The 5,733-nt window shown below is 33.6% G+C and carries 3 protein-coding genes and 2 pseudogenes; 2 read left to right on the top strand and 3 right to left on the bottom strand.

Features of this window, described 5'->3' with window-relative positions; all coding sequences use genetic code 11:
• Both V7014_RS25330 and pbp4 read right to left on the bottom strand, forming a co-directional pair.
• A pseudogene (locus tag V7014_RS25330) lies at positions 1-459 on the bottom strand (penicillin-binding protein); the annotation flags it as partial.
• A 187-nt stretch (positions 460-646) separates the two neighbouring features.
• On the bottom strand, positions 647-2,665 hold the full coding sequence (gene pbp4 / locus V7014_RS25325; protein ID WP_335511585.1) for a penicillin-binding protein PBP4(5): 2,019 nt from the start codon (positions 2,663-2,665) through the stop codon (positions 647-649).
• Positions 2,666-3,068: 403 nt separating this feature from the next.
• Between pbp4 and V7014_RS25320 the strand changes: the two genes are divergently transcribed.
• Entirely contained in the window at positions 3,069-4,835 is a 1,767-nt protein-coding gene (locus V7014_RS25320) for a BlaR1 family beta-lactam sensor/signal transducer (protein ID WP_335511583.1), read from the top strand.
• Between the two features lie 61 nt (positions 4,836-4,896).
• A complete protein-coding gene (blaI, locus tag V7014_RS25315; RefSeq protein ID WP_335511581.1) occupies positions 4,897-5,280 on the top strand; it encodes a penicillinase repressor BlaI in 384 nt (127 codons plus the stop codon).
• 186 nt (positions 5,281-5,466) lie between these two features.
• On the opposite strand, the pseudogene V7014_RS25310 reads toward blaI, so the two are convergent.
• Positions 5,467-5,733 (bottom strand): annotated as a pseudogene (locus V7014_RS25310) (IS3 family transposase); the annotation flags it as partial.

Here is a 5,733-nt window from a genome sequence, read left to right as displayed (position 1 = left end):
TTCTTGATCAGACTTAGTATCATCTTGTATTTCTGTCTTATTTAACTTTTTTACCGCTTTTTCAGGTCTTGTTAAAATCCAATAATCCTTTAAATCTCTTTCTGTTAGCTTGTTTGTTTTTAAACTAATCATTTTAGATAATTTTTTAGCGATTTCTAGCATTTCTTCTTGGGTTGTTTTCTCTTCTTTTGAATAAACTATAGAATATGTAGATTCATTATCTACTATGGTGCGATTATTTCTATCATAAATTTTCCCTCTTGGGCTTGATGTCTTTATTACTTTTTGAATAGTTGCATTTGCTTCTTTACTATACTTTTCACCATCAACAATCTGCACAATTGCAAGCCTTGAAATTAGTACAATAAATAACAGAAAAACAACAAAGAATAATAAATTCAATCGAATCATTTTAGTATCTTGAATTTTCTTTTCTTTTTTCTTCTTTATCTTTTCCATGATAAACCACCCTTTACAATCTAGAAAAAATAGAAAGAAAAATAAAATACAAGTCAAACAATATACAATAACAATTAATGGTTGAGGAATAAGGATATAAAGTACCGCACTACAAATAAATAAATGTCCAAATGTATATCGGAGTTTGCTTAACATATATATATATCATCTCACTTGTCATAATTTATTATTTATTAAAAGTTAGATAGTTTTGTAGAGCTGGTTTTACTCTATCAATAACTATTTGACCCCCACCTCGTCCTTTTACATCTTCAACAACAGCAGCGATTAGAAGATTAGGAGATTCTGTATCATAAGCTACAAGAAAGCCATTTTCTAAACCGTTTTCTCCTTTTTTCTTCTTCAATTCTGCTGTTCCTGTTTTCGCAGCCATTTTTTGGGGTAGAGAATGTAAACTATGAGCAGTACCATTACTTCTTTCAACAACCTGTAAAAGACCGTTATTCACAATATTCGCTGTATTCGAACTGATAATACTTTCTTTTTTTATATTTTTCTCCTCAAGTAATAATTGTGGATAAACGAGTTGTCCATTATTTACGAACGGAGTAAATGATACCCCTAAATGAATAGGAGACATTAGGACTTCTCCCTGGCCGTAAGATGAATCCGCTAACAAGACTTCACCATCAATGCCTTTGTTAGATATCTGACTTTTAGGTAGATTTAATGGTAAATTAAAGTCTGAATTAAACCCAAATTGTAAAGCTTTTTCTTCAAATGTTTTAGCTCCTATTTCAAGTGCTTCTTGTGCGAAAAAGATATTATCAGAAAACGCAAGTGCATCATATAAATTTACACTAGGGGCATCTTTTACACGCGTCACATAATATCCACCCCAACTACTATCTTTTTTCCACTGTAAACCGGAAATATGGCGTCTTTTTTCAGGATAAGTCACCCCTGTCTCGATTCCAATTGAAGCCGTAATGGCTTTAAATACTGATCCAGGTGCATATATACTTGTAAAACGATTTAAAAATGGTAAATTGGGATTTTCATTATACGAATTCCATTTTTCCACTGACATCCCTGTTACCATTAAATTGGGATCAAAAGAAGGGAAACTAACTAAAGCCAATAACTCTCCAGTACGAGGATGCATGGCAGTAACAGCCCCAGATTCTTCTTTCATTTCTTCAAATAAATTACTTTGGAGACTTGAACTAATAGTCAACTGAATATCTTCCCCGTTTATGGCTTCTTTTTCTTTAATGGTACTTTTTATATTTCCCGCCTCATCAACAATTTTAATAAAACCACCTTTACTGCCTCTTAATTTTTTTTCAAAAGTAACTTCTAGTCCTGCCTTCCCTATCCAATCACTATCTGAGTAATAACCTTCTCTATCATCATCAAGATCTTCTTTTGTTACTTTTTTAACATATCCGATTAAATGGGCGGCACTCTCCCCTAATGGATATTGTCTTACACTCTTTGTTTTAAACGCTACACCAGGTAGATCCTCAAAATAATAATTTGGATTAAAGTTTTTAGGTAATACTTTTATAGGTACAAAAACATCGGGTTTTACCCATTTTTGATTTAGTGCATTATTTATTTGTTCAACTGGTACTTTAAAGTAGTTACTAATTTTCAGGATACTTTCTTCTTTGTTTTCACCTAACTTACCTGGAACTATACCCAATTCATAAACTGAACCATTTATAGCTAATGGTACTGCATTTCGATCTAAGATTTCTCCACGTACAGGTGTAGTAGTTTGAGCGCTGATTTTATCTCCATAACTCATTCCAGGAAATATTAATGATGGATCCCATTTGACTACCCATTTTTCCTCATCATCAATTTCTTCTTTAATTAAATTAGCTGAGTAAGAAGATGTTACTGTTCCTAAAAACGTTGATATATTCGCTGTAAAAGATCCTTCATACCAATCTTTTTCCTTATTAAATGTAAGATTTGTGTTCACAACTTCTATTTCTGAAACATCTAAACCATTAAAAATAGCATCGTATTTTTGAATGAATTGATCTTTAGAGAAGCCATCTCCTTCTTGAGATACTAAAGAATACATTTCACTATAGTCTCTCTTTTCATAATAATTTATATAGCTTTTAAAGACTTCTTCTGGACTAGAAGCTGGTCGATTTATATATTCAACAAACTGCCAACCTAATATAGTGACAATACATAGTAGCAATGTTAATAAAACCATTTTCATTGTAATAACCTACTTTCTAGAATATTCTTACTATCCTATTGTTTATAAGACTACGACTGTAGTCCTACATTACAATTGTAGTCTGTAAATGTCAATCCCTTTAAACGGAAAAAATTCCTCACTCTTCCTTTCAGGAAAAGATCATAAAGTCCATCATGCTCTAAGGCTATTAGTTCCAACCCTTTTTACTAAAAATTGATAAATTGATAAACTTATAATGAAGTGATAAACTTTGAGTACCACAGAGATGTTATACAACTACAAAAGGATAGGGAAAATAGGAAACAAATTGGTGATCTCTTTAATGGCATAAATCACAATAAAAGATGTTGAAATTTCTTGAAAGTAATCAGCGGAATGTAAAGTATTATAGTGATACTTTGGAAAATGGAGGTAAAGAAGTATGTTCTTCACACATTTAGTCACAAGTTTTATTGTATCCTCTATTACTATAGTGGCTATTTTGCTTATTAGGAGATTATTCCCTGAGCAACTTTCAGCAAAATGGCAATACAATCTATGGTTTTTATTATTAATCGCATTAACACTTCCATTTATACCGAAGCAGTTGATTCATTTTGAAAATCATTTTATTTTATTCAATCAAAGCAATAGAGTTGGCGACTCTTCTATCATCACCACCGAAGGTTCTAAACTTAGTAGCGTAAACTGGATGCAGGACTTTACGGTATCTGTCAATCATCTTGATCTGAAATTCTTGAATGTCGGATTAACCAGTATTTGGATTGCAGGCATGTTAGTTATGGCTGTTCTGTTCCTACATGCGTGGTTCAAATTAAAAAAAATTAAAAATACGACAACAGTCTTGAACAACAAAGACATTTTACACTTATTTGAACGATGCAAGCATCGTTCAAATATATCTAAACCTTTAATCGTAGGAGAATCACCTCTTGTCAAATCTCCAATGACATTCGGTCTGTTTAAGACCTACGTTGTGCTGCCGATACATCTTGACGAATGGATGTCTTTACAAGATATCAAGTACATTTTTATGCATGAACTGCATCACTATAAATACAAAGATATAGCAACGAATTACCTCATTATCATTTATCAAATTTTGTATTGGTTTAATCCGCTTGTATGGATTGCTTTTAAAAAAATGAGAATGGATCGTGAGATAGCTTGTGATATGGCTGTTTTAAAATCTTTAGATGAGCATTGTCATGCAAATTATGGGAATGCGATTATTAATTTCGCAGATCTAGCTTCACACTCAAAAGATTTCGCTTGGGCCAATCAGTTTAACGGTCCCAAGGAGCAAATGAAAAAACGGATTGAAAAAATCGCATCCTTTACAATTGAGTCGAAGTGGATGAAACTGAAGAGTATTTCAATCTTTACCCTTATAGGTGTATTTGTAGCAAGTCAGGTTCCATTTATTTCTGCAATGGCCACTAATAATGACCGTTACGATTTTAATAATGAAAGCACGCTTTATGAGGATTTAAGCGATTATTTTGTTGGATACGATGGAAGCTTTGTATTATATGATATGAAAGCTGGTCAATATAGCATTTATAATAAAGATAAAAGCACGCTGAGAGTTTCCCCGAATTCTACTTACAAAATTTATAGCGCATTAATTGGATTAGAGTCAGGTGTAATAACAAGTGACAATTCCACTATGAAATGGAATGGAACGAAATATCCTTATAAATCTTGGAACAAGGACCAAAACTTATCAACTTCCATGAGAAATTCAGTGAACTGGTATTTTCAGGAATTAGACCAAAGAATCCCGCGAGACACCATCCAAGCTTATCTGGAGCAGATGGGCTATGGAAATTATGATCTTTCTGGTGGATCAGACTATTGGTTGGAATCTTCATTAAAAATTTCTCCAGTTGAACAGGTACAATTACTATCAGCGTTTTATACAAATCAATTTGGTTTCGAGGACAAGAATATCCAAACAGTTAAAGATTCCCTTACATTAGAGGTATACAACGGTTCCCAGCTCTCCGGGAAAACGGGTACGGGAAACGTTAATGGCAAGAATATAAACGGTTGGTTCATTGGATATGTAGAGACCAAGGACAATACTTATTTCTTTGCAACAAATATACAAGATGAAGATAATAGTTATGGAAGCAAGGCAGCGGAAATCACGTTATCAATTTTGAGAGATAAAGGAATCTATTAAGAAAACAGGAGAATGGGTTTAAGCATTTTGCACGGTATCCAAAAGAAGGAGGAGAACAAGGTTGACGAAGGAAATCCCCAATATTTCAGAATCAGAATGGGAAGTAATGAATGTTCTGTGGAAAAAGGCTCCACAAACGGCCAATGACGTTATATCCTCCTTGCAGGAGCAAACGGATTGGAAGCCGAAAACCATACGCACTCTTTTGGATCGTCTCGTTCACAAAAAAGTGATAGATGTCAATAAAGATCAGAGGGTCTATACTTTTTTCCCACTTTATTCGCAAGATGAGTGTCAGCGCGTCGAAGTACAGTCTTTTATTAAGCGAATTTATGGTGGAGCGTTAAAGTCGATGCTAGTTCAGTTTATCCAGGAAGATTCCTTGTCGGAAGAGGATATTAGAGAATTACGTTCCATTTTGAACGAAAAGCCTAAAAAAAAGTGAACCTATTACTACAATTACAAATGTTTGAAGGCAAAATTAAAAGGCTTGAGCCAGGTACATTACCTAGCTTGAGCCTTCTAAGGTAACTCCATTCTTAAGTTCAATCTTTAGAAATAAGCTTTTCCCTTCCATTTTACCCTCTGGTATGTCAACACTAAACCAAACAACTTTTTTAAGGGCTGATTTTCTAAACTCTGACGGACTTAGATAGCCTAACGAACTATGCAAACGGATATTATTGTACCAGTTGACGTAATCGAAAAGTTCAAGAGATAGCTGTTCAAGGGTTAAGAGCTGTGCGCCGTTAATTAATTCTGTTTTTAATAGCTTAAATGTCGCCTCTGCCACCGCATTGTCATAAGGGTTTCCTTTATGACTTAATGATCTTTCTATATTATAAGTACTTAATAATTCATCAATTCCCACATTTTTATATTCGGAACCACGATCTGT

Origin of the sequence: Bacillus sp. JJ722 (assembly GCF_036963345.1) — a bacterium.
Taxonomy (GTDB): Bacteria; Bacillota; Bacilli; order Bacillales; family DSM-1321; genus Bacillus_AD.
The sequence above is the reverse complement of the archived record's forward strand: the minus strand, read 5'-3'. Positions and strand labels throughout refer to the sequence as shown.

Coding starts and splice junctions, on each gene's coding strand:
- pbp4 (WP_335511585.1), bottom strand. CDS start 2,665: ATGAAAATGGTTTTATTAACATTGCTACTATGTATTGTCACTATATTA.
- V7014_RS25320 (WP_335511583.1), top strand. CDS start 3,069: ATGTTCTTCACACATTTAGTCACAAGTTTTATTGTATCCTCTATTACT.